Raw genomic sequence first — 25,127 nt, 5'->3', positions numbered from 1 at the left:
ACAAGCTACATGTTTGAAATAGGTAAAGTATATAGATATTCAAATCAGAAGAGTGATTGTATAGAACCAATAGTAGATGGATTGCCTAATTTTTTTTATGAGACAAGAAATGATCGTGGTGACAGTAATATTGTATTCCAAAAAGGTATCCATCAGATAAAAAGTGTAAAGTTAGAGGATGGCACAACACGTGTTCCTGCTATTATTATTTCCAGTAGTCCCCATAAAGCCAGGACAGACATTACGCCATGGGAAGACGTGTTTGATCCAGATTATGGGCACATAAAATATTACGGAGATGCTAAAAATAAAGAAAAAAAGGCATCTGAGTGGCCTGGAAATGAGCTTCTTTTGGAGATGTTTACTATTTATTCATCACCTGAGGAAGCTGAAAGGATGTTGAGGGCGGTGCCATTAGTATTCTTTAAAAGGGTTGAGGTTGATGGAAGGAAAAAAGGGAATTTAGAATTTGAAGGGTTTGGTATAATTGAATCTGTAGAATTGATTACTCAATTTGATCCTAAACTTTCGAATCCTTATTTCTCAAATTATGTTTTTAATATGTGTGTATTCTCAATTCGTGATGAAAATGAATTCTTCTCATGGGAGTGGATAGAAGCAAGACGTAATAAAAATCTCAGCACAAAAGAAACCTTAAAATATGCACCGAAAGCATGGAGAAAATGGATAAAAGAGGGCACAACTGGATTATATAAAGTAAGAAGGAATATTTCTGTTCCCAAAATAATAAAGAAAAGCGAGCAGATACCTGAAAGAGGGAGTAAAGAAGAGGATACTTTAAAAAGGATATATGACTTCTATTCTGGAAAAAAACATATATTTGAACTCTTAGCAATGAGGGTTACTCAAGAAATCTTTGAAGATTCTGGCGCTAAATTCTATCCCGGATGGATTACAAGTAAAAGCGGTGACCGGGGGATAGATTTTGTCGCAAGAATGGATGTGAGTTCCCAATTATCTGCTTTAAAAATAATAATACTAGGGCAGGCTAAATGTGAGAAACTTGATAATCCAACTAATGGCGTACATATTGCAAGGACAGTAGCAAGATTAAAAAGAGGATGGTTTGGAGTTTATGTTACTACTTCATATTTTTCGGATAATGTGCAGCTTGAAGTGATGGATGATCAATATCCTATTATGCTAATATGCGGGAAAAAGATAGCAGAGACAGTTGGAAAAATAATATATAAAAAAGGGATGACCGTAGAGGATTTTCTTTGTGAATTAGAATATGAATATCATACAGATAATAAACGGATAGAAGAAATATTAAGTTGTTAATGCATGCGTAGAAAAGCAGGAGTTAGTCCTGCTTTTTTTGTTGCGAAATTGCGATTAATTAAGCATGTATGCTGGCATAAGTAATAGAATATATGCTGGTTTATGGATATATAATGTCACTATATGTAACAAAAAAACTATTAAAAAGACGATTGATATATACTCGTTTCATGGAGGAAATGATATGCATAAGTTGATAAAGATAGGAGCGAGAATAAAAGAGCTTCGCAAAGGGGACTATGATAAAAATCCGGGAGCAGAGTTGATATCACAAGAAAAATATCTCGTTGAGAAGCTTAAGATAAGGGGAATATCCAGGTCTACTCTTGCTAGTGTAGAAGCGGGAAATAGAAATCCTTCAATTAAGCTTCTGACGGCGGTGCAAGAATACGAAAAAGTTTCCTTTGATTATTTGTTTGGAATCATACCAGATAAGTACGATCCTACAGATAATGACTATCTGATTTTGATCAGGGCTTGGAGCAATATGGATAAAAAGTCGAGAAAGAGATTGATAGCTTATGCAAAAAGTCTTATTCAGAAAGGAAGTATAAAATGAAATTAGTTAATTCAAATAATGAAGAAATCTATAAAAGATATCTGAGAATAGCTGGAATGCTTTCGAGAATGTCAAGTGAAAGTAATTGTCCATATATAAATTCCAGAGTTGCAGAAAATATATTTTGTTTAGCAACTGGGGCAGAGAATCTTGGAAGGGAGGACTGCTCTGTCGATGCAAAAAAGGATCAGATAGGAGTTGGGGTAAAGACATTCTTGGAGGGGAATGATTATTCATCTCAAAAGATAGCTGAATTTAATAAGGATTCTGGCAGATTTAGAGGATTAACAGAGGACCGTATAGTTGAAGAGGTGTGTAAGCTTCGTAACGAAAGGCTTAGAGTAACAAAAGATATTCACAACTTAAACGAGATGATATACCACTGTGTGGTTAGAGGAGAAGGATATATAAAAATTTGTGAATTTGATATGGATTTTATATCTGTTGAGACTTTAAGAGATATCAAATTAAAAAGTAATTCGCGAGTTATTGCATTTTCGGATGGATTGCATGAGTATTCGTTCAATTTAAGTAAGAATACTTTGTATATGAACTTCGATACATCTAATCCGGAATTGATGTTTAACGTATCTATTCTGGATAACCCTTTTGATGCTCTTTTATCATTACGTGATGGAAACGATAGTATAAGACCTGAAAAAAGAGAGAGTATTATCTTGCCTCTTTTTTCAGATAGGGGTGGGAGAAACGTACCGGTTAAGAGCGGGCTGAATCAATGGAATGCTGCTGGTAGATTAAGGAATCCAAATGAAATATATATTCCGGTTCCAAGTTGGGTGAAGCAAAAATATCCAGATTTCTTTCCTGGACGAGATGAGCCTTTTCGGCTTGTTTTACCTGATGGCAGGGAATTATCAGCAAAAATATGCCAGGACAATGGAAAAGCATTAATGTCTAATCCTAATTCTGCACTGGGAGAGTGGTTATTGAGAGAGGTAATGCACTTGGAAGAGGGGCAGTTGCTAACATATGATAAATTGCTAGAAATAAACATTGATTCTGTAGAAATTATCAGAATGAGAGCTGGTTTATATAAGATTGAATTTAGACCAGTGGATTCATATGATGATTTCGTGGAAGCAAATGGAATAAATTAAAGAAATCAAATGAATAATCTTACTGCATATATATAAACAGTTACTATAAAAAAGGGTTTTTTGTGTGAGATCTAATGCAGTGATTAGTAAAGCGAAGGTTTTGCAAGGGAGGGCTAATAATATGTGGAATAATTTATCTGTAGAAGAGAGAGCAGAGTATAAAAAATTGATTCTTGCTTTTGCGAGTTTAACGAATGCTTTTGCGCAAAAAGCGGATAATAATGAGCCAGAAATGCTGAGTCCGATAATTAATTCCAAATATCAGGAAACGGTTTTTCAAAAGGCTTTTGGAGCGTCAGCTGAAGATATAGGTAATACATCGTATGATGCTGCATTATGCAAACAACATCAGGATGGTAGTATAGAAAAGTATCTTATTGGAATTAAGACTTTTGGAATTGCATCAGGAGATCAAAAAATAGCTCAGTTTAAGGCTAATCATGATGAATGGTCTAACATTATTGAAGAGATGCGAAAAAATGCGAAGGATGAAAATGGAAAACAAAGAAACAAAGAAGAGGTTGATAAAATCAATGCTCCACTATATAAAAGTCTTGCTCGTCAGATTGCCTATCTGAGAAACATGCGTATTAAGTCTTCTGAAGCTAATATTCAAGGATTTAATATTTCAGAGGGGGATTCAGTTAAAGCGGTTTATCATGTGCTGATGCCGTCAAAGAAAGGAGATGATCCTTGTATTTATGTAGGTGAGACAGATTATACGCAGATAGATATTGATAATATTGAAATATTAGGGTGTACAGGAGAAAAAAATCCTACAAATTTCGAATTTAGCGATGGAAATCATAAGTATAAGTTTACCTCTGCTGATAGCCAATTATTAATGAGTTTCGATAATTATAATATTGTCAAAGAAAAGTGGGATGTAAAATATGTAGATGATGCATATGGTTTTTTCTCAGATCTTGCTGACAAGATATACAATGACAGTGAAGAAGAAATAGTAAAACCGGTCGTATTAAGTTCAGAAAAAAGATCTGAATATGCCAGCTCTACTGATCATGAAAAAACGGAGTCATATTCTTGGCTTATAACAAATGATAATGACGAGGTTGAATTATTTTCTGGATTTAACAGTTTTTTTGGGGTGGGATCGAAAATGTCTGGAGACATGCGTAAAAAACGAATTAGTTCAATTAAGGAGGAATTTGAGGGAGAAGTAAGTTCAGAATTATTGGGAAAGATAATAGACTTGCTTAATGACTACCTATTGACTACAGCATCTAATAAGGATGAGCGCTTGGAAAAAGTAAGGATAAGGAAAGAGATATTAGAATTAGTTAAGAGGTCTGGTAATAATGAGTTCCAGAGCGAGATAACTAAATTACTATTTCGTCCGAAAACAGAATTATATATACCGCTTCCCAATTCACGTGAATTTCATACACAACATCCTGATTTTTTTGCAAAAAAAATATGGAATTCGACAACTAATGAGCTTATTAAGGATAAAAATTTGCGAAAATTTAATTTGGTGTTTGAGCCATCAGGAAAAACCATTGAGTCATTTATTACACAGGACTTTGGTAAAGCCATTGAATCCTTTGAGAAGCAAACCTATTTGGGGGAATGGATATTAAAAGAAGTATTTCAGCTGGAAGACTATGAGCCATTAACCGAAAAGAGGTTAAATGAAGTAGGAATAAACGGGATACGTTTATCTAAGGATCAGGAGGGTAACATCCATCTTCATTTTATATGGATTGAGCGCGAGAATTTACCTTTTGACTATATTGGGTAAGCTCGAGCAAATATCAAATTTTTGTATCAGAGAAGTGTCAATATAAAAAGGTATTAGTTGATATTGAAAGTGTGCTCTAACTAGGAATGAAATCCGAAATAAAGAAGATATTAGAAAAGGATTGATGAATAATCTTAAGAGGAGGTGAATGCTACGATGTACAAAAAAGTAGGTGTTAGTCCTGAGGATGTCTGGAAATGCTATAAATTTGCTACAGATATGCGTGGTAATCATAATAATGATCTTATTATGGGGAGAACGGATGAACAGATCTTTATTGATGATTTACGAGGTAAACTTGCGGAAATAGTAGTAAAGAGATATCTGGAAAAAAAATATCGTAACGAACATAGGGTAGGTGATTTGGATTTTGAAGTATATCCACTTGGACAATGGGACAAGGATGATGTTGTAGTTGATGGAAATATTCATGTGAGTGTAAAGTCTTCTGGCATCAGGTCTAGTTATTTGATGATAGAGAAAGATAGATTTGACGATAATGGTAATTACAGATATCAAAATGATAATAATGAGCCTATTATTATAAACGAATATGCATTTGTTAATGTGTATATGGAGGGGGAGGAAGAAGAGAGAGATAACGCAGTTCCCAGAATAAGGTTTATGGACTATATTACAACTGAGAAACAAGACTTTATGAGGAGATTTCTGCGAATTAATGGAAATGAATGGACTCCTGAAGCGAGGAAGTTTTATTGTCATTTAAGGGGGTTTATTCCTCATGAAGAGTTTTGGAGAATGAAGAGCGTTGCACAAAGAGGAATTCGGGCTATAAAAAGTAATTTTGATAGTATAAGTTCGGGGCAACAAGTTCCAGTTGATCCGGGTTTTGTTGAAAATGATAAACGCTGGCTACAAAGAGATAATTATATTCTTAGCGTTCAAAACTTTAACGAGACTCTAAATTTGTAGAAAAGAATGTGAAATGGAGCAGCGTATTTTTCTTTAAAAATGTCCCTGTTTCCATTCGTGATAGTAAAGTGGAAACAGGGATAGCGTTATCATGTCTATATCTTCAGAGCAAATATTTATAATGCTCTAGGTATAAGGGGATGTTTTAAAACAGTCAATAGAATCTAATTCCATCTAATGATGAAATATATGGTGGCAGCCCATAGTACTGTTCGTTTCTTGGGTTTTTGTGTGTTATAAAAAAAGTCTCATCCTGCTGAATCTTGTGAAACGTATATCTTTTTGTGAATTTTCTGATTGTGTCTATATCAAAACATTCAGTAAGCATAGGCATTGTACTGTTATCCTCATCAAATCTGGATGATGCGAGTTTTTTTATTCCTGATACATACGCTGTAGCAATGACAATTGCTTTTGAAAAATCGATTACCAGATCGTTCCCGAACGATAAAGATCCATTTTCAATAGCAGATAGAAACATTGCCTGAATAGATTTATCACATTTTTCAAATGAGTCAAGAATGACAACCGAGAATGGATTTTTCTCTAACAATTTGGATAGTATCTCCCAGAGAGAATAATCAAGGGGCGGCTGTATATATTGGCTCATGTCAAGAGCAATAATTTTTTCTGTACTATAGCGCTGAGTGATAATAATAGAAAGCCGTTCTTTTAATCCAGGGCAGGGTCCAACAAAGAGAAAGGATAAGGGCTTTTTGCTCTTGCTCAGGCGCTTTTTGAAAAGCAGGAGTTCCCTGCATACACCTTCTATGATATCTGACTGCCCTATTATTCTTGTTGCCTGCCGTAAAAATAATTTTTCGTCAAATTTTTTTGCATGTGGGACATCGATATTGCCTTTTGCTGGCGAAGTGTCATCATGATCTGAACCTAAATCCATTATGATTTTTTCATTACGCACAAACAGATACTGACCCTGATATATAGAATAAATACCAGCATTTGGTATTTTGTTCTTCTGATATGCATTTTCAGCATATCCGTCAAATTTCAGATACCCAATAGTCTTGTAATATAGCAGAATAGTAATTATTCGTTTATATAGAAATCCGGTTCCGTAAAACAGACTTTCATCAAGATAACCGGAAAGGACTGTCCTGAGGGTTTCAAATGACAGGAACTGAGCTGTTTTCTTATTTTTTGCTATTGATGCACGATGAAGAAGATAATGGCACAGTACGGAATTTTCAATGGTTGCCTTAAATTCAATGCCCTTAGGAGCACTGGTATCAGGTATTGTTCCCGGTTTAAACCAATTTTGTTTATAGCGGTGCACGTCCATTAAAGATACCGGGATACGTATTATTTCACCGCCAATGATTTCGGCATATCTGTAGAGCGGAGGAGTGCATAGATAATCATAGCCAAGTTGCCCGTCAACCCGCTTTTTCAAGGGAAGAAACTGTTCTTTTGTAAATCCCGGAGCGTTGTCATCATTTATTGAAATTAAGGTGTGCATCATTTTTTCAATACTGCTTTCAATGGCAGTTTTAATTCTTGAACCTGCACGGGAGAATTTTACTGTTTCATCACCGGATAATACTTCCCATATGGTTTTTGTATATATTATTGTTCTGCCTGTAGAAGCTATGGAGTATATTGCATCGGCAACACACATATCAAAGTATGACAGTTTTTCATGCGCATATATGGAAAAGGAAATATCACGCGAACGTTTGCCACGGATAAAAGCAAACGGAGAAGACGTTTTTTCCTTATTCTTTGATTCTGAAAATGTTTCCAGAGTCATTTCTCTCCATCCAGGGTATTTAAATTTGGTGAACAGGCCGTTTGTGGTGGATGGAATATCAATCAGTTTCTTTTTTATCGGATCATCCTCACTGCACTTTGTCCATAAACCTTCATTGTCCGAAAAGCGTAGCGCAACCCGGATCATATTGGTATCCTGTGAGTTTGTAGATCCGCTGTCAACAATGAAAAGATATTCGGGATTGGAGGAGTGTGTTTTTCTTTCTGAATCCCAAATGCTATTTATCTTTAGGATGGTATCGGAAGACAGAGGATTATCGGAACGTATAAAAACAGAGTCAACAGCTATGTCAGTTGAAAGGATTTCTCTGTAAATGGGATTTTCACCCCTCATCTTTCTGTTGTTTCGTTTCCATTCTGTAATGTTAAGCCTGCATGATAATTCGTCAGATTCCGGATCACTGATCAGACAGTATGATTCCGGATGCCATCTAAGTGTATTGGCTATGAGAGTATTATTTATATGCAGGTCATTTACCAGTGTAAGCTTTTTCTTCACATCATCAATGAGCATATCAAAAATGTACGTTCCATCATTTTGTGCTTTATCAGATGAGACAGAGTCGTTAAGATTTTCAACGGCATTTAAAAAACTTTTACGCACATAAAAGAAACGGTCCATTTTTTTAAAGACCGAGTCTTTGATTTTGGTGTTAAGATATTTTCTGATAAAAATCTGTGCATCTACACGTTCTGTCATTTGCGCATTGCAAAACTCTGCGACTTTAGTCATACGATATTTTGCAAGATAGACTATTGCGAACTTCTCAACGACTGACAATCGTGATTCTATAGGTTTGCATTCAAGGTCAAGAATGCTTTCTGCATCGCTGTTAACCCATATTTTGCTGAAATACATGGATCCTCTTGAAGGGTTTTCCGGACTGCCTGGGGAATAAAGTAAATAGCAATGGGCTTCATTTCCATCCCTCCCGGCTCTTCCTGCTTCCTGATAGTATTCCTCAAGGCTTAGTGGGATGTCATAATGAATTACTGCACGTATATTTTTTTTGTTTACACCCATGCCAAAAGCCTTGGTTGCTATCATTACATTATTGTGTTTTAAAAAACGGTGCAGACTGGCATCTCTGGCAGAGGCATTCATTTTTGCATGATAGCGGTCAGTTCTTACTGAAAGAGAATCATTATTCTGAGTGAGATTTTTATACAGCCAGTCCACCTGCTCAGTTGTAGAACAATAGACTATGACAGATTCTTCCGCATGTACTATGCTAAGGTATTTGGAAAGAAGATCAAAACGCTCAGAATCATCTTTGCATCTGATAATATGAAAATTCAGGTTTTTTCTGATGTCGGTACTTTTGAATCGTCTGTAACCATGGCGGTTAAATCCAAGCAGTCTTTCGATACATTCTATATCAAGCGGTGTTGCAGTGGCAGTAAAGGCACTTATCACGGGTCTTGAAGGCCGCTGTTTAATAAAACTTATTATTCTGAGATAACTTTCCCTGAAACTGAAACCCCATTGTGACAGACAATGGACTTCATCAATTACTATATGGTCAATGTGAAGATAAGATGATTCAGGGCAACATGTTTCATTATCTGAAAGAAGTCTCATGAACATGGGACTCGATAAACGTTCAGGTGTCAGATACAGCAATTTGTATTCGGTATCAGGATCTGATGGATTGAGAATTTCTTCGAAAAGAGCCTCATCAGACATGTTGGACATCCCTGGATATATTGCTTTAAAGAGTTTGGCCGGGGCGTTTCCACTAATAGTCCTGTCTGTATATGTTTTTAGGGTAGTCTGATTGAATTCATTAACCTGATCTGCAATCAGGGCAACAAGAGGAGATATAACGATAGTAAGTCCTTCCATGCACAGGGCGGCTCCCTGAAAACAAAGAGATTTTCCTCCGCCAGTCTGTAGAATGGCAAAAGTATCCTTTCCGGATAATATATGCATAATAATATCTTCCTGAGAGAAATCATCCTCATGAGGAGAAGAAGAGTATTTTAAAAAATTTTCTATTCCGAGAGTTGCTTTAATGTGGGTGGCAGGATCATTTATAATTTTTCGCATATTTAACCTCTGAAACATGATTGAGCCGCATAATTACTGAAGATTTGAACTATTCTAAACGGATATAAAAATTATACACCACCTAACCGAAAAAAGCATCTAATAACAAGCTATTTAAAACTTCTAATGTTAATTAAATGTGGCAACATTGGTTGCCAGATTCATACGAAATCAGTAAAAGCTACCTTTTACTGTATAAAAAATTGCCAGGGAGTTCCTCCTAGATCCGTGAGTGGCTTTGCCACTTCTATTGTGGTAGTGATGAAAATCAATAATCAATTTATGTAAAGGAGATAGAAAATGATGAAAAACAACATTACAAATATCAAAACCTGTAAACACAGAGATAACATACCTACAACATACGCTATCTGGAGCGCTTACAATACGCTTCCAGATAACGTCCATTTCACTCTCGAGCTGTATTCGGACGACGATCGTGTTACCCCGGCTTTTAGCCTGGGGTTCATGAAGAACGAAGACAGTGAAGAGACTGAGCAGGGTATTGAAGAGATGAAATATGCACTCAGACAGTACCGCGATAAACCCTTTAGCGAAATCACGACTAAGTGGAAGTTTGGCTTTGGGAGCAGCTATATCCTTAGAGCATATGCAGCATTCTAAGAATGTGTTCCCGACCGGCTCTCGCCGGTCCAATTGTGGTATAAAGACCAGGAGGGCGGCATTTGGGTCCGCTTCGGCGGACAGATGCGGTTCTGCCTGGTCTTATCTAAAAATGTAACTATGATCTGGGTTCTGATAATCCCGTCTAAAACACTTTCGATGCACTCCTTTCGGTAATGTCACTTCCCTGCAGTATGGGTACAACCCATACTGCATAGGCGGCATTATCAGAGCCCGGAGCTTTTTTTATTGTCATTATTGTTACTGCAAATTTTTTTATTTGCAAAAAAGACGGATCACATATCCGTCTTTTTTGCAGGAAGGAGACTTAAATGAGTTCAATGCTTGAAGAAATCGAAAGACAGGCAGGCCAGAGGGTGATAACTGATACTGCTCAGATTGGCGAAGTCATAGACAACTATCTTTCGCAGAGTTTTGGCAGCACCATAAGTAACAAAAGAGAGAATTCACGAAACTTATGGTTCCTTAGAAATGAACTGTCAAACGGATTTGACCGCACTATAGAAGAATTAAATGAATACGCATATGGTGACATTCTGGCACTGATCTGGAGTGAACGCGGTCATGGTGATCTCGGACGTGCAGATTACTTTAAGGTTCCCGAGGAAAATGGAGAATTAGCATTAAAGACTAACTGGTCAGCGGGGCACTGCTATTTTCTTGCTATAGACTATATGAACCGTTCCGTTAATAAGAATCTTAAACGGCTTGGGATGATAGACTTCACCTCATTTATCGATTATCTGAAAAGCTCGATAGAGGATGCGAAACATCGGTCAGATATAGAAGATATTGAAGAACAGATATGGGACTATTACTGCAGGATGTACAAAAAAGAATATCCGGATAGATTTGAACCTGTAAGCTTCACTCTGGGCGAATACATTGAACTTGCGATAAAGCGAGCTAGAAAGGAATGGTTCTGTTTTATGCAACCGATAAGTTATTTCGCACAGAATGTGACAGAAGCATATATCGCAATAAATTACCTGTTTATTGACTGTATCACCTATCTCCTGGTTGCAGATAATGACAAATACGTGAAGTGGATGCCATATAAGCCCCTGGAGGATATCCGTTACATGTTCCCGGATGTATTTGGCTCTGATACTTAAAGCTGCTGATATTTCGAAACAATAACAATACAGTCATGCAAAGCATGAGAAAGGAAAAACTATGCACAATTCAAAAATAATCTTCGAGTCCGTAAGAGGACTCGAAGCCGTACCTATCGATGACGTGTTCCTGAGGGACAGGAAGGTGTTCCTTGTTGGTGAGGTGAACGATGAATCCTGCAACGGGCTAATAAAGCAGCTCGTCTATATGGAATCCGAGGATAACACGAAGCCCATAATCCTGTTCATTGATTCCCCGGGTGGCTCAGTCTCAGATGGTCTTGCTGTCTACGATGTCATAAGGCTCATGAAAAGTCCTGTGACATGTGTGGTCACCGGCATAGCTGCATCCATGGGAAGCATAATACTGCTGGCCTGCGACAAGGATAAACGGTTCATGCTCCCCAGCTCAAGAATAATGATCCATGATTGCAGTTTCGGAAACCGTCAGATAGGTGGTCTAAAGCCCTTCGAGATTGAAGAGGAGCTAAACCAGCTTAAACACACAAATGAGAGACTTGTCTCAATAATTGCTGAGCGTACGGGGAAAACCGTTGAAGAAGTCTCTGAAGTCACAAAGTATGATTCCTATTTCAGTGCAGAGGAAGCCATAAAATTCGGTCTTGCTTCTGCAGTGATAGACACCAGTAACTTTGGAACAATCGTAGGAGGTAAAAACTAAATGAATAAAAACTCAAGATACGGCTACAGGGTCCTTGGAAATGGTGTGTATGTCAGCAACGACACACGCATCACGAAGGGCAACAATAATGATCTGGTGGTAGGAGCATCGGGATCGTCAAAAACAGGGAGCCTGGTATACAGCCAGCTGAAATCACTTAAGGATTCAAGCCTGATAGTGGCGGATAGCAAAGGACAGCTGTGCAGGATGTTCACGGATGAACTCAAGCAAAAAGGATATGAGGTGCTGACACTGGATTTCGTAAATCCCCATAAGAGCTGCAAGTACAACCCCTTGGACTACATACGTAAGGACCATAGGGGGAGGTACAGGGAGCAGGATATTGCGAAACTTGCAGCCGCGCTGATTCCTTTGGAAATAGAACAACGGGAGCCTTTCTGGCCCATGTCGGCGAGAATGTATCTGGAATTCTTTGTTGCATATGCCCTGTCGGCATTACCTAAGAAAGACCATAATATATACTCGGTGCTCAGACTGTACCGTGCATTCATAAAGAAGGACGGTGATACTGGGTTTATTCCCTGGCTTAACGAGAATCCTGATTCCTTTGCAAAGAAAAGATACGACGAGATGTGCGGAAATAACCCTGCTGACAGGACGGTGGCAAGCATATACGGATTCATAAATTCAGCCATTTTTCCCTTTGACATATCAGAGATGAGATATATCTATGATCCGTATTACAACGATAGCAAATATATCAAAAAGACACTTGATATTGCATCACTTGGAGAAAAAAAGACAGTTCTTTTCCTCAATGTGTCAGATACTGATCACAGCATGGATTCCCTCGTGAATCTGTTCTACACGCAGGCACTCCAGACACTCATTGCAAAAGCGGATGAGTCTCCCGGTGGTCAGCTTAAAATCCCTGTGAGAATAATCCTGGATGACTTTGCATCAAGCGCGATCATTCCTGACTTTGACAGGATACTGTCGGTGGTAAGAAGCAGGGATATCTGGCTCACCATATGCATACAGTCCTTTACCCAGCTTGAATCACTCTATACCTACCAGCAGGCACAGACCATAATCAACAACTGCGATCACATAATCTATCTGGGCAGCAACGACATTAAATCAGCAGAGTTCATCGGTACCAGGGCAAGAAAGACACCGGAGTCCGTGCTTTCAATGGACCGCTCCATGGAGTACATCCTGGAGGGCGGAAAACCCGCCATGCTGGTTGAGAAAGTACCGCCATATTCCTATGAAGATAACGAGGAGGTAACGTTTGAATAACAAGAATAAAAACAATAATCTGCCAAAGCTGGAGCCGGTTACATTCATTTCTATGTCACAGGCAAATGTGGAAAGTCTCCTTTCGGATATGTCAAATTCCAAGTCCCCGGCGACTCTTTACCGTGATGATATCATCTGCGAAATCTGTTCAATACTGATCAGTGGAACCAAACCAAATGCGCTGCTTATCGGACCAGCGGGCAGCGGTAAGACAAACATAGTTGAAGAACTTGCTAGGAGAATAAAGCGTAAACACAAAGGGGTTCCTTCCATGCTGTATGGTTACAGGATCTACTCCCTTGGTCTGTCAGATATTATCTCCGGATGCGGCATAGTTGGTGAACTTGAAAGGAAGGTAAGGGATATCGTAGATTATCTCGCAAATGACGATAACAAGGCAATTTTGTTCCTTGATGAGGTTCACATGCTCTTTAGTGGCGAATCCTATAAAAAGGTTGCTCAGATGATAAAGCCCGCTCTCAGCAGGGGGAATTTCAAGGTCATCGCTGCAACTACCACACAGGAAGTCAAGAAGATCGATGAGGATCCTGCCTTCAGCAGAAGATTCACAAGGGTACTGGTCAACGAGCTTACAAAGGAGCAGACTGAGAAGATTCTCTCCCGTGTGAAGACAAAGCTGGAAAAACATTACGAGAGAGGCATCAGTTTTGACAAAGACACCGCATCCCTTCTTGTCCGCACAGCAGACGAGTTCTGTGCTGTGGGCTCACACAGACCTGATAATGCACTGACACTTATGGACAGGGCTGTAGCTGCAAAGGTACTGAAGATGCAGAAGGAAGGGCAGGACGGGTGTATCTTCCTTGATGAGAATGTGATAGAAGAGACAGCGTTTCGAATGACCTCCGGAAACAGCTGCTTAAAACGTTTTGATGAGGTCTCGTTCAAGAATGCTGTTTCCCATATAAGGGGGCAGGATGACATCCTGGAGGACATTACAAGAACCCTGAAGCTGTATGACCTGCACCTTAGACCAAGGAAGAAGCCGCTCACATTCCTCTTCGCCGGTCCTTCGGGAGCTGGAAAGAGCGAGGCCGCAAAGGTCATAGCCTCCGAATACATTGGCGAAAAGCCAATAGTCCTCAATATGGCTGAGTTTAATTCATCTGCATCCATAAACAGGATAATAGGCGCACCTTCAGGATATGTCGGCTCTGACAGTAACAGGGAGCTCCCCTTTGACGCACTTGATACCAATCCATATCAGGTGATCCTGCTTGATGAGTTTGAAAAGTGCGACAGGTCAGTGCAGAGACTGTTCATGTCGGTGTTTGATGAGGGTACGATGAAGACGAATGTCGGAAAGGAGATAGATTTTTCAAAGACAATCATCATTGCCACCACAAACGCAGGATGTACCGCAAAAGTTAAAGCCATCGGCTTTGGGGCAGGGCAGGGGCAGGAGAACCTGACTACATCTGATCTTGCAGGGTATTTCGATGTGGAGCTGATAAGTCGATTTTCAAGGAGATATACATTTCATGAGATTAGCAGGAAGACCTATCTTCAGGTCGTAAGGGACATGCTGGCTACAGAGATTGGAGAGGTTGGTTCTACGAGCGGTGGGAGAGCTGCCCGTGTATATCTTGAGAATTCCACTTCAGAAACAGATGTAGAGCATCTGGTGGATGCATCCTATGATCCAAAGCTCGGGGCACGCCCAGCACAGACAGCTGTAAGAGACTATGTGGATGGCATGCTTCTTAAGATGATTGATGAAAACTGCATAAAGAGACCGCCGAAAACCCTGGGTGATAAGAAGAAACATAATGACTGTACTGTTGAATACAAAAAGGAGGTGATAACTGTTGCCTAAGATGGTATCAGTATTATTTAACGTAACTGCTATATCAAGCATGGTATTACAGCTTGCTTTTTCATATATATCAGGCGGTCCGGGACACTGGACCCTGATAAATGTTGCTGCTGTATGCATGGGGATGGTGGTCATGATTCAGTACCAGAAGTCAGAAATAAAGATGGTTGTAATCGAGAACCGTAAAGCGATTCTCTCAATCCTTGCAGGAGTATTATTCGTGACAGCTGTTTTCGGAGTAAGGGCTAACGGTACAATATGGCTAAATATATGTCGTTACCTGCCTGTTCCCATTGAAGCTGTTATCTATGTCTTTGTACCGCTGGCAGCATTTTCTTTATTCGATGACCTTGGGCGTTACAGATTAAACAGGTTAGTCACCATAATGTATAAGGTCGGGATTTTTGCGATGTACGCCCTGTTTGTGTGCTACCAGTATTCACTCATAATGATGGCAAAGGGCAGTGAGACAGGACTGGGCTACTTTGGCAGGTTATCACCAATGATAGCTGTATGTATGGTGGCAGGTATCATGCTTGATGACATGGCATATGGGATGGAGATATCAGGATGAAGAACGTATACATATTAACGCAAAAAGGACTGGGATATACTGATGAAGGTCTTGCCTTCATCAGTGAAAATATTCGGAAAGATTTTGAGGATTTCTCTGATCTTAGATTTTGCATGGGTATTGCCTACAATAATGCTAATCTTCTTCGGAAAGAACTGGAAAGACATTCTGATGCTTACGTTGTCATATCCCATAGAAACGGAATGGAAATAATTTCAGGAAGTGACTTTGATATTCTGATTGACGGCCTTAGCCATGATACCATCGTATCCAGTTGGGTTGTGGCATATGGCATTTTTACAGATGAACCATGTCTGGAAGAACTGATAAATAATTAGACAGATAATAAGCAGAGCCTTCTATTAAGGTTCTGCTTATTTTTTTTCTTTCTACATACATTTTTTATATTTCATCAACAGTTATTAATGCAAAACTCTGTACCAATATATATCGCCTTGATCCGACCAAGTAACAGCATCAACACGATGGACTTCTTCAAGATTTTGCAAACTGGTATCGTTCAATATTTCTTTGTGAATAGGATATTCTTTAATAATGCTTTCCGGTATGTATTCAAAACTACTTTCTGTGACTTTATTGGAAAGATAATATTTTACATTTAATGGGCCCAGTAGTTTCAGAAGCCAATCACCACTCAACGTACTGCCTCCAAAGGCGTCTCCATATCTAACTTTTATAATCCAATCAATATGGATTTTGTTTTTATATAAGTAATCCAATGCAAATCTAGTATTTTCAACTAGAATATATAAAACTTCGGAATCCCACTCACCTAATTTATCGGAATCAATATGTAAGTTCATTAAAAATGCTTTATTATAATTGTCAGAAATATCAAAATTGAAGAAAATCTCATCAAATGGAATTCCGGAAAAACTGATTTCTTCTATTTTATCATTTACCGTTATTCTTGTTCGAGAATCATGGACAATAGTATTTAAATCTGAATAATTATCATGATTTAGTCTTTCAATATAAGATGGAGATGGGGTTCTTTTAAATGAACAATCATGTGGAAAGCAATCAGTCAAAATGAATAAATCTGGTAATTCTTTTTTACTAATAGAAACACTTTTCCATTTTAAATATTTGGGTGAAAGAAAAAGTAATTCTCTAAAGTCAGCCCCTGCTGAGGGATACCAACATATCCTTTTATGTGATTTTATTATTTCATCAACACTTTTCATTTCTAAATGTGACCTTTCGAAATATATTTTGTTTGGAATTATGAACGAAACAATAAGTATTTAATAGTTATTATACCATTTTGTGCTATGGGGAGAATCATTTAATATGAGTTTTGACATATTCTAATAGTTTTTTGAATAAACTAATAATAAAGCTGCTTTTTAGAAAACATATTTCCTGAGAAGTCAATTTTTTATTTTTGCTATAGGTTCATAAGTGATGTCTTATATATGGGACACATAGAGATGTATCATAGTGGTGTGACAAAGAGATTAGCAGAAAAGGACAATACGTCAAGTGCTTATTATCTGGCATAAAAGTTAATGCTTGATTATTGGACGGGTGACGATGCACGTAGGAGGGAAGTATAATGTTTGGCTTTTATAACGTGTTCTGGAATTCTGATTTACTTTATTCCTTTAATGTATTTATGGAGAATTTGTTTGCTATGGTAGGAATGAGTTGGGGATTTTTTCTTATCTTATTGGAATTAACAATGGAAATGTCTTTTTTGGTTCATATTGTGTATTTCAGGCTTGAGATGCGAAAGAAAAACCCGCAGATACCGTTCATTCAAACTGATATTTAGAGCTCTGGGGACTCGAATAGGAGATGTAATAACTAAAGTACTGCAAACTTAGTATATGAACTTTATGAGACTGCTAGAAAAGAAGATGCTGATAACCTGAGTTCCTGCAGGGGGATTTGTTTGCGGGACTGGCGTTGGCATAATAATAGGAGGAACTGAGTTATGGCAATTGAGAGAACGATACGTGTCACCGGTAAAGGGAATCTGAAGGTGAAGCCTGATATGACCAGGATAACTATTACTCTGGAAGGCGTAAAAAAGGAATACTCCAGTACATTGAAACAGTCTTCAGAGGATACAGAAGAATTAAAGAAAATACTGGAAAAGCATGATTTTTCAAGTGAGGATGTTAAGACTCTTTCTTTTAATGTTGAAGTCGAGAATGAGAGCTACCATGACAAAAATGGAGACTGGAAAAGTAGATTTGTCGGCTACCGATTCAGTCATGTTCTTAAGGTTGAATTTGAGTCTAATAATGATCGGCTTGGAAAGATTTTATATTCGCTTGCGAATGCATTGATAATCCGCCCTGAGTTCAGGATAAGTTTCTTTGTGAAGGATGAGGAAGCTGCGAAGAATGAACTACTTGGCAAGGCTGTGAAGGATTCAAAGGATAAAGCTGAAATACTGACTGCAGCTACAGGAGTAAAGCTTGGAGATATACAGACTATTGATTATTCCTGGGGGCAGATCAATATGGAAATAGCGCCTATGCACATGGATATGCTCTGCTGTGAAACTGCAAAGTGCAGTACGGGCGGTTATGATATGGATATTGAGCCTGATGATATCGATATAACTGATACAGTTACGGTTGTATGGGGAATATGCTAAAGATTGATGAGGGGAGTGCAGAATGGGATATATTGATTTTGTATTAAGAAGTTTTATAGGAAGTCATTCTGATATTATTGTGTTTTGGATTGGATATATTGAACTGACAGCTTTTTTATCGGTGCTGTTGCATATAGTGCTTTTCAAGAATGAGCTTAAGAAGGATTATCCGGATATTCCTTATAATCAGGATAAGGGATGGCTTCATGGAGAGTAACATGATATAGAAATAAAGCTCGTGATATTGAAAGAGTAAGAAAGTTCTGGAAACTGATAATAGATATAAGGCCTGATATCAAGGATATTTATGGAGAAATACTGCTGGTTGACCAAAAATCTCAGTCGATCACTTTGTCCCTTGGCAGTATGTGGCGCACGATGAATTATGGAATTTACATCCAACCATTAAGTCAATCAACAGCAGCAAAAGTAATAATCTTCCATTATGGGACAAGTATTTTATACAGCTTTCAGCACTTGAATATAACGTTTATGAATTATCAAAACAAAATGAGTTAGTCAAGAAAGCTTTTGATAATGTGGCCAAATTCCATTTGAATAATTCTGAGATAGCAAAAGAACTATATTGTGACGGGCTTTCGTCAGAGGATTTTAGAAATCGTTTGTATAATGTGATAAATCCTATTTATATAGCAACCAGAAACAGTGGCTTTAAGGAATGGGTGTATAGAGGAGAATCATGTCGATAATAGAATATAATAAATTGGTTAGAGATAAGATTCCGCAGATTATAGAAAATGATGGTAAATCATGTAATATACGGATACTTGATGATGATGAATACATGGAAATGATAGATGCAAAATTATCTGAAGAACTAACAGAATATAATAATGACAAGAGTATCGAGGAACTGGCAGATTTATTGGAAGTAATCTATGCGGCTGCAAAGGCCAGAGGATATAGCCGAAAGGATCTGGATGTAATTAGAAATAAAAAACTAAAAGAACGCGGGGGATTTGAAAATAAAGTCTTTTTGGAGACCGTTATTGGGTGAATTTATGCCATTTAAACATGTTTTTTGGTAATAGGGGAGGCAACTACGGAATAGTAGTATCAGAGCAAACTATTAAATGGTGCTAGGGTAAAGTTTTTGTAGGATTGATAGAATGTAGCACAAGAATTGTGCACAACATAAATAAAAAGGACAACCTTCTGTGTTAAGGTATTTGTTGGCCAAAACAAAAAGCACGGGAGGTGTCCTTATGGACAGTATAAAACAAGTTTGGGAAAAGGTGGAAGAAAATCTTATAAAGCTACGTGAGGATTTTGCAAAAGAGCCTACCCGAATGGCAGAGTTTGAACGAGGTGTACATGCCGAATTCGGTCGACTGGAAAGAGATTTTCTCAGGCAAACATTGGAGGATAGAGATAACCAAATAAGAGGAAGTTTAAAAAGGCTTGAGAACTGGGTGGTTGTAAGAAAGGACAAAAAGCAACTGGTAACAATTGCCGGGACAGTTACTTTTAATAAAACGCTGTTTAAAAACAAGAAAGATGGACATAGCGAGTATCTTCTGGATAAGTTACTTGGATTCGACTCACATGAAAGAGTCACCGAGGCTGCTAAGGCACAGATACTTGAGGAAGCAGTACAGACATCATACAGACGTGGAGGTGAGGCAGCCTGTGCTTCTGAAGATAAAGTCAGTAAGGAGGCTGTAAAAGATATTCTGCACCATTTAAGGTTTCCGGCAGAAAAGATAGCCGTGAAAAAGAAAGTGGTTGATTATATATATATCGATGCGGATGAAGATCACATTCCATTGCAGTTTAAGGAAAAGAAAGGTGATCTTGAAATTGGTGAGAACAACTGGAAAAACAACTGCATTCTTGGAAAGATAGTTTACGTTTATGAAGGTATAGAACAAGATAGCCCAAAGAGCAAGAGGCATCATCTCGTAAATCCTCACTACTTTTGTGGTGTATATGAAGGCGAAGACAATGCTAAGTTTTGGGATTCCATATATAAGTACATTTGTGATAACTACGATGTAGAAAAGATAACAAAAATCTATCTCAATGGTGATTGTGGTGGATGGATAAAAGCAGGAAAGAACAGAACAAACGGAATTACAACTGTTCTGGATGAATTCCATATGCAGAAGTATCTACTTAAGCTCACAGGCCATCTTCTGGACAGTGCAGAGGATGCTCGTTCAGAACTTACAGGCTATATTTATAAGGGCGAAAAAAAGGCATTTAAAGAAAGGGTTGAAGAAATAGCCGGATATGGAGAATCAGAGAAGAAACAGAAGCGGATCAAAGAAGCTGGCGATTATATATTAAATAATTGGGCTGCTGCACGCATAAGAGTATGCAGAGAAGACACAGTAATTGGATGCAGCGCTGAGGGACATGTTAGTCATATCCTTTCTGACCGGATGAGTTCTCGCCCCAGAGGCTGGAGTAAAACTGGAGCAGATAAGATGTGTCGACTTAGGGCATACTATAAAAACGGCGGTGACGTGTTAGAACTGGTAAGATATCAGAATGAGATGATGCCAGCTGTAGGGGAGGAATACACTGGTATACTGTCTTCAACAGCTATGATACGCACAGAGAAAAATACACATGGAAACGTTGGAAAATACTATGAAGCCATGAATCATAAACTGAGTCTCCAGACAAAGGAGCAGTTGTATTTTAATAGTGGGATATGGACTTTGTAACGGCTTGAAAAGCCAAGGGAATCCTTTATCCGCATGATAACATAAGTGCATTGATAGATATGTATGTCAAGGATGCATGGATGCACCGTTGGCTTGTCCTTGACATACATATCTATCAATGTTAGCTTAAATGGAGCGGATAAAGAATTTCCGTATCTATAGATGCCAGCTGATGCTTAGGCATATCAAGGTTTCTTTAACCTATTAAATCCTACAGTAAATTTACGCGGTCTTAAATGGTAATCTTGATATTAGTCTATAAAAAATAATGATATAATAGTTTTGGGGAGCGTATGCTCCCTTTTTGTTTTTATTCAGGGGTATTTGTTTTTGGGGCTATTTCGGTGAACAAATTATAAGACATATATTATAGCAAGGTGGTATTGTATGGCTGATATAAAAAGAATGAGCATAAATGAGTTGTTAGCGCTAAATCTGGACATTCCAGATTATCAGCGCCCATATAAGTGGTATGTTCAGAATGTTGAAGAACTGCTTAGTGATATATCAAATGCAATATCAGATTATGAGAAGTATCATGGAGATTTTAGATATAGGATAGGAACCGTTATTGTTTATAAAAATAAGGATGTTTTCGAAGTGGTGGATGGTCAACAGAGGATAATCTCTCTTACCCTTCTAAAGACATATCTTGACCCGCATTTTCAGTGCAGTATCTTGAACAAGTCTTTTTTTAGTAAGGTAACACAGACGAATATACATAATAACTATATGTTTGTTAGAGAGTGGTTCTCGCTTAAAGGTGATACTACTAGACGAGAATTTAAGGATGCCTTAGATGATATCCTTGAAGTGGTTATGATCAGTGTGGACAAAATAGCAGAGGCATTCCAGCTTTTTGATTCACAAAATACAAGGGGAAAAGAACTTGATCCACATGATTTACTAAAGGCATATCATTTGAGGGAGATGAAAGAATATCCGTATGAAATGGAACATGCAGTAACTAAGTGGGAAGCGAAAGACACTACGCAAATAAGGTTGCTTTTTGATCTATATCTTTTTCCTATTTGGAATTGGTCGAGAGGTATAAAGAGCAGACCATTTACGGCCAAGGAGATAGATACCTATAAAGGGATTGATGAAACGAAGCGATATACATATGCCAAAAGAGCTAGCAAAGCCATGCCATATTTTCAGATAACAGAACCGTTTATTGCCGGGAATGACTTTTTTGAAATGGTTGATCATTACATAAATCTCCTTAGAGATGTGGTTGTTGAGATTGCGACTAATCCTTCATTTGCGATAATGAAGGAAATTCTTGGATATAAAAGTGGTTCTGCGGGTTTTGGATATACAAAGAATCTTTTTTATTGTGCTGTTCTTACATATTATGACAAATTCCATAATTTTGATGAGATGGCTATAAAGAAGCTCTTCACCTGGTCATTTATGATTCGTGTTGATATGGAAAACCTAGGCTTTGACAGTATTAATAAATACGCTATAGGGGATGAAAATAATGCTAGGTATACTAATTCGATTCCCTTATTTTCAAAAATAAGTTTTGCAAGATTGCATAATGAAATTGCTAATTTACAGATTAAAGTACTTAGGAACGGAGACGAACCTGGTAGTAAGAGATGGGAGTGGCTATATTTAAAACTCAAAGAGATGAACGGAGTTTCGGATGTATCAGATAGATGAATTTGTAAGTAAACTTCATATTATAAACAGTGCAGGAAACATTTTCGATACTGATATTGAATATGTAATACCTCTATATCAAAGAGCATATGCATGGGAAGATAAGCAATTGACGCAATTGATAGAGGATATAATGGATGTATCATTGGATGACAACTATTATATTGGGGCATTGATTGTGTCACAGCATGCAGGAAAATATGAGGTGGTTGATGGGCAACAACGACTGACATCATTATTCCTTCTGCTTAATTGTTTGGGGTATTCAGTAAAGAATAGCCTTACTTTTGCATGCAGAGAAAAATCTAACTATACATTAAAGAATATTGGAGAACTCCTTAGTGAAAATAGAAGTAAACTTGATATGGACAGGATTGAAGCAGGCCTACAGAGAGGTATGACAATCCTGAATCAGGAATTGAATAGAGATGGCTTTGATAAGGAAGAGTTCATCAAGAAGCTTTCTAAAGTCGTGATATATAGGATAGAAGTCCCCAAAAACACTGACTTGAACAGGTATTTTGAAATCATGAATACCAGGGGAGAGCAACTTGAACAGCACGATATTTTAAAGGCAATGCTTATGAGCTACCTGGATACTCCAGCAGATCACTTCATTTTTTCAAAAATCTGGGATGCATGCAGTGATATGACTGGCTATGTACAGATGCATTTTATAAGCAGACTTAATGAGGTCAGGGAGAGTATTTTCGGGGGCGGTTGGAATCATCTTCCTTCAAAAGAATGGAAGGATTATGAAAAAGCAATACAAACAGACAATTGGGAAACAGGCGGCCACACAATACGGGATATTATTGATATCAATTTCAAGGTGGAGGATGATGAGGGGTATATTGATGACGATGTAAGAGTAAGGTTTGAAAGTATAATTGAGTACCCTTTCTTTTTGCTGCATGTACTGAAAGTATTTATTGCAGAAAATCAAATACAACATGAAGATGGAAAAACGCCTATAATTGCAGAGCTTTTGGATGATAAGAAACTTATTGATAGTTTTAAGAAGGTGATTACAAATGGTGTAACTGGCGCCGGTAGGGTCAGTGATAAAAAAGCGGATTTTTCCAGAGGATTTATAATCTGTCTTTTGCGAACCAGGTTTTTGTTTGACAGGTATATCGTTAAACGTGAATATGCCAATGACAGTGCAGATGGTGAATGGAGTTTGAAGTCCCTATTTGTGTCTGGACAGCAAACAAAGAAAAAACCATATTATCGTAATTCAAAATTCACAAAAACCGGCGAATGGAATTCGACTAATGATTGGAGAACAAAGACAAATATAATGTTACAGTCAGCATTGAGAGTGTCATATACTTCTCCAAAGGTAATGCATTGGATTACCCAACTACTTATTTGGCTGTCAGAAGACGACTGTGTACATCTGCAGGATGAGTATATTGTTGGGATTGAAAGTATTACTGAAGACATTGCTAAAAAAGCAGTAAGAGAGAACTTTTTCGATGTATGTAAAGATGGTTCTTTTGCAATGGGAGTTAATACTCCACATATCGTGTTTAATTATTTGGATTATTTGCTTTGGAATTCTGACAGAAAAAAGTATTCGGATTTTGATTTTGAGTTTAGGAACTCTGTAGAACATTGGTATCCACAGAACCCGTCTGAAGGGACTTTTGAACAGTGGAAAGATGGAGTTGATCAGTTTGGGAATCTGTGCATAATTCAAAGAAATGTGAATTCAAAGTTTTCAAATATGTCACCAGAGGCTAAAAAAAGCACATTTAAGGATATGATTGCAAAAGGAAGTCTTAAACTCAGAATAATGAGCGAACTTACTGAAAAACATGACAATAAAGTAGCTAGCCTATATTGGAAGGAAACGCAATATCGTTGTCACGAGGAAAAAATGATCAATATTCTTAAGGAAGCCTGCAATGTGAACACTGCAATAGTGTTTCCTGATTCAGATGAAGGATTTGATGAGGAGAAGGGGAATATTGAAAGTAGAACCCAGCTGGATGTAGCAACTATCATGTATGAGTGGTCTAAAGCTAAGGAAGCTACTGGGGCTATACACGTTGATGATAATAAATGTGGAAAGATGTATTGCCGTTTCACGACAGATGCAATGTCCCAAATCATGCCTGAATCAGAAACAGCTGATAGCGGATGGGCAACTAGGAATCATTATTTTTATGAGATAGTCAATAAGCAGGGAAAAAAGCTATTCATGCAGTTTGCTATGAGCGGGAAAAACTTATCAGAAGAACAACGAAAAATATGCAATAGAATAAATGAAATAAGCCCATCAAGAACTCAAAAAGAGAATTGGCAGTGGAAACTGCCTTTCGTATCAAAGAGAGTGGGATTGGATGAGACTACCACGAAAGAAGATATATCACGAATACTGGATGAGTCCTATGAGGAAATTATGGATTTTGAGCAAATGATAACAGATCGACTTCTTGAATAGTTCATAGGTTTTATCAGAATGGACCCAATATTCGTAAATAATGCA

General features: G+C 37.9%; 21 protein-coding genes. 19 read left to right on the top strand and 2 right to left on the bottom strand.

The features are described from left to right. The first annotated feature begins 9 nt into the window (after positions 1-9). From T543_RS01700 to T543_RS01680, 5 genes are all read left to right on the top strand, one after another. Positions 10-1,305, top strand: coding sequence for a restriction endonuclease (locus T543_RS01700; protein ID WP_035765067.1), 1,296 nt, complete (start codon positions 10-12; stop codon positions 1,303-1,305). Positions 1,306-1,489: 184 nt separating this feature from the next. After that, on the top strand, positions 1,490-1,864 hold the full coding sequence (locus T543_RS01695; RefSeq protein ID WP_035765064.1) for a helix-turn-helix domain-containing protein: 375 nt from the start codon (positions 1,490-1,492) through the stop codon (positions 1,862-1,864). Continuing rightward, positions 1,861-2,982 (top strand): phospholipase D-like domain-containing protein, encoded by a 1,122-nt coding sequence (locus T543_RS01690; RefSeq protein WP_035765061.1) that lies wholly within the window; start codon positions 1,861-1,863, stop codon positions 2,980-2,982. Before T543_RS01695 ends, T543_RS01690 begins: the two co-directional genes overlap by 4 nt. 121 nt (positions 2,983-3,103) lie before the next feature. Next, positions 3,104-4,744: a hypothetical protein gene (locus T543_RS01685; RefSeq protein ID WP_035765058.1), complete on the top strand. Its 1,641-nt coding sequence runs from the start codon at positions 3,104-3,106 to the stop codon at positions 4,742-4,744. A 156-nt stretch (positions 4,745-4,900) separates the two neighbouring features. Beyond that, positions 4,901-5,677: a hypothetical protein gene (locus T543_RS01680; RefSeq protein ID WP_035765055.1), complete on the top strand. Its 777-nt coding sequence runs from the start codon at positions 4,901-4,903 to the stop codon at positions 5,675-5,677. A 154-nt stretch (positions 5,678-5,831) separates the two neighbouring features. Here the strand turns inward: T543_RS01680 and T543_RS14950 are convergent, their stop codons facing one another. Further along, on the bottom strand, positions 5,832-9,518 hold the full coding sequence (locus tag T543_RS14950; protein ID WP_051638458.1) for a RecQ family ATP-dependent DNA helicase: 3,687 nt from the start codon (positions 9,516-9,518) through the stop codon (positions 5,832-5,834). A 300-nt stretch (positions 9,519-9,818) separates the two neighbouring features. On the opposite strand from T543_RS14950, the gene T543_RS01670 reads away from it, so the two are divergent. From T543_RS01670 to T543_RS01640, 7 genes are all read left to right on the top strand, one after another. Beyond that, positions 9,819-10,142, top strand: coding sequence for a hypothetical protein (locus T543_RS01670; protein WP_035765052.1), 324 nt, complete (start codon positions 9,819-9,821; stop codon positions 10,140-10,142). Positions 10,143-10,474: 332 nt separating this feature from the next. Further along, positions 10,475-11,278, top strand: a complete 804-nt coding sequence (locus T543_RS01665; protein WP_035765049.1) for a hypothetical protein — start codon at positions 10,475-10,477, stop codon at positions 11,276-11,278. 61 nt (positions 11,279-11,339) lie between these two features. Continuing rightward, positions 11,340-11,960: a ClpP family protease gene (locus tag T543_RS01660; protein ID WP_051638457.1), complete on the top strand. Its 621-nt coding sequence runs from the start codon at positions 11,340-11,342 to the stop codon at positions 11,958-11,960. Next, entirely contained in the window at positions 11,961-13,223 is a 1,263-nt protein-coding gene (locus T543_RS14945) for a VirD4-like conjugal transfer protein, CD1115 family (protein ID WP_051638456.1), read from the top strand. Next, positions 13,216-15,060: an AAA family ATPase gene (locus T543_RS01650; protein ID WP_051638455.1), complete on the top strand. Its 1,845-nt coding sequence runs from the start codon at positions 13,216-13,218 to the stop codon at positions 15,058-15,060. Before T543_RS14945 ends, T543_RS01650 begins: the two co-directional genes overlap by 8 nt. Continuing rightward, positions 15,053-15,634 carry a hypothetical protein gene (locus tag T543_RS01645; protein ID WP_035765047.1) on the top strand — a complete coding sequence of 194 codons (582 nt, stop codon included), beginning with the start codon at positions 15,053-15,055 and terminating at the stop codon, positions 15,632-15,634. Before T543_RS01650 ends, T543_RS01645 begins: the two co-directional genes overlap by 8 nt. After that, a complete protein-coding gene (locus T543_RS01640; protein WP_035765044.1) occupies positions 15,631-15,972 on the top strand; it encodes a hypothetical protein in 342 nt (113 codons plus the stop codon). The genes T543_RS01645 and T543_RS01640 overlap by 4 nt, the downstream gene beginning before the upstream one ends. Before the next feature lie 84 nt (positions 15,973-16,056). On the opposite strand, the gene T543_RS01635 is transcribed toward T543_RS01640, so the two are convergent. Further along, on the bottom strand, positions 16,057-16,842 hold the full coding sequence (locus T543_RS01635) for a DUF7663 domain-containing protein (RefSeq protein WP_035765042.1): 786 nt from the start codon (positions 16,840-16,842) through the stop codon (positions 16,057-16,059). Between the two features lie 752 nt (positions 16,843-17,594). Between T543_RS01635 and T543_RS01625 the strand changes: the two genes are divergently transcribed. The 7 genes from T543_RS01625 to T543_RS01600 all read left to right on the top strand — a co-directional run bounded on the left by T543_RS01625 (position 17,595) and on the right by T543_RS01600 (position 25,082). Then, on the top strand, positions 17,595-18,266 hold the full coding sequence (locus T543_RS01625; RefSeq protein WP_242839439.1) for an SIMPL domain-containing protein: 672 nt from the start codon (positions 17,595-17,597) through the stop codon (positions 18,264-18,266). Between the two features lie 22 nt (positions 18,267-18,288). Continuing rightward, the gene (locus T543_RS01620) at positions 18,289-18,483 is read left to right on the top strand and encodes a hypothetical protein (RefSeq protein ID WP_035765037.1); all 195 of its coding nucleotides are present in this window, start codon (positions 18,289-18,291) and stop codon (positions 18,481-18,483) included. 118 nt (positions 18,484-18,601) lie between these two features. Beyond that, a complete protein-coding gene (locus T543_RS16630; protein ID WP_081829883.1) occupies positions 18,602-18,976 on the top strand; it encodes an HNH endonuclease domain-containing protein in 375 nt (124 codons plus the stop codon). Further along, complete coding sequence (locus tag T543_RS01615; RefSeq protein WP_035765034.1) at positions 18,967-19,284, top strand: nucleoside triphosphate pyrophosphohydrolase; 318 nt, start codon at positions 18,967-18,969, stop codon at positions 19,282-19,284. Before T543_RS16630 ends, T543_RS01615 begins: the two co-directional genes overlap by 10 nt. Positions 19,285-19,492: 208 nt before the next feature. After that, a complete protein-coding gene (locus tag T543_RS01610) occupies positions 19,493-20,959 on the top strand; it encodes an ISLre2 family transposase (RefSeq protein ID WP_035765032.1) in 1,467 nt (488 codons plus the stop codon). A 387-nt stretch (positions 20,960-21,346) separates the two neighbouring features. Next, positions 21,347-22,630, top strand: coding sequence for a DUF262 domain-containing protein (locus tag T543_RS01605; RefSeq protein WP_035765029.1), 1,284 nt, complete (start codon positions 21,347-21,349; stop codon positions 22,628-22,630). Continuing rightward, on the top strand, positions 22,614-25,082 hold the full coding sequence (locus T543_RS01600) for a DUF262 domain-containing protein (protein WP_242839438.1): 2,469 nt from the start codon (positions 22,614-22,616) through the stop codon (positions 25,080-25,082). Before T543_RS01605 ends, T543_RS01600 begins: the two co-directional genes overlap by 17 nt. The last annotated feature ends 45 nt before the right edge of the window (positions 25,083-25,127 follow it).

Origin of the sequence: Butyrivibrio sp. NC2002, assembly GCF_000702265.1 — a bacterium.
In the GTDB taxonomy this organism is placed as follows: domain Bacteria; phylum Bacillota; class Clostridia; order Lachnospirales; family Lachnospiraceae; genus Butyrivibrio.
The sequence above is the reverse complement of the archived record's forward strand: the minus strand, read 5'-3'. Positions and strand labels throughout refer to the sequence as shown.